The organism is Sabulicella glaciei (genome assembly GCF_026183895.1).
In the GTDB taxonomy this organism is placed as follows: domain Bacteria; phylum Pseudomonadota; class Alphaproteobacteria; order Acetobacterales; family Acetobacteraceae; genus Roseococcus; species Roseococcus glaciei.
In genome coordinates this window covers 1-1,034 of the sequence record NZ_JAPFQI010000059.1, presented here as the reverse complement: position 1 = coordinate 1,034, position 1,034 = coordinate 1, and the positions used below count along the sequence as shown (strand labels likewise).

At 64.4% G+C, this 1,034-nt stretch carries 1 protein-coding gene and 1 pseudogene; one reads left to right on the top strand and one right to left on the bottom strand.

The window, feature by feature from the left end; translation table 11 throughout:
- Window positions 1-100, top strand: a pseudogene (locus tag OF850_RS23365) (IS630 family transposase); the annotation flags it as partial.
- 12 nt (window positions 101-112) lie between these two features.
- Here OF850_RS23365 and OF850_RS23360 read toward each other — a convergent pair.
- Window positions 113-829 carry an ion transporter gene (locus OF850_RS23360; protein WP_301592844.1) on the bottom strand — a complete coding sequence of 239 codons (717 nt, stop codon included), beginning with the start codon at window positions 827-829 and terminating at the stop codon, window positions 113-115.
- Window positions 830-1,034 lie beyond the last annotated feature (205 nt).

Below are 1,034 nucleotides of genomic sequence, written 5' to 3'. Positions count from 1 at the left end.
GGTCGAAGACCTCTGGGATGCCATCCGTGACGCACTTCCGGCCTTCACGCCGGCCGAGTGCGCGAACTACTTCACCGCCGCCGGATACGAGCCCGAATGATCAGATTCTGCTCTAGGACTTCGCCCCTCCCGTACGCTCCTCCGCGTCGCGGCCCACGAAGAAGCTGGCAAAGGCCGCCGTGATGTAGCCGAACACTGCAAAGGCATAGACCGACAGCATGAGGCATAGCACCCGCCCCTCCGCCGTGACTGGCCAATAGGCGGAACCCATTGTCGTCAGGACCATGGAGGTCCACCACAGCGCGTCGGCGAAACCGGAAAAGCCGCCCTCCACCTCGGGCGCCCGCTCGAAGGCGTACATGCCCGCTGCGCCAAGCAGATTCACCAGCCCCGTGAGAGCGAGAACGTAGCCGAGACCTCGGCGCCGCATGGCCCCTCGCAGGGCATTCATGCCTCGATTGGCGGTGCCAACCACCCGCACCAGCCGTAATCCGCGAGCGGCCCTTGCGAACCGCAGCACACGGATACCGCGCAGCAGCCGGAACGCCGGCGCGATCAGGGCGATGACGGAAAGCCAATTGGCGCGCAGGAAGGCCAGCCGGTCCGGGGCCAGTGCCAAGCGCAGCGCGAACTCGATGAGAAAGATCACCCAGATGACAGTGCCCAGGGTCGACAGCAGAAGGTTCTCGCCCCAGGCCAACTCTGCGACGACCAGGACAAGCCATAGTGCACTTAGCACCAGCATGGGCGTGCGCAGCCATGCCTCCAACTCCACCAGCGTGCCAAGCCGCTCTTCGACCTCTTGGGGCGGCTGCTTCGAAGGCTTCATGGGCACTCCTGCGTTCTGTCGTGCGACACGCGGACGCTTACTGGCACAACAGCGCATGTTCCATATCGCCGCACGCGGCGGAGGCTAGGATGTTTGATCCCAGGTTTTGATGGTGCAGTCTTCTCCCAGGAGTGGAAGGACGCGCTATGGGCCAGGTTCAACACGGCTGCGCCACCACGACAGCGGCGGTCCGTCGAGCGATACA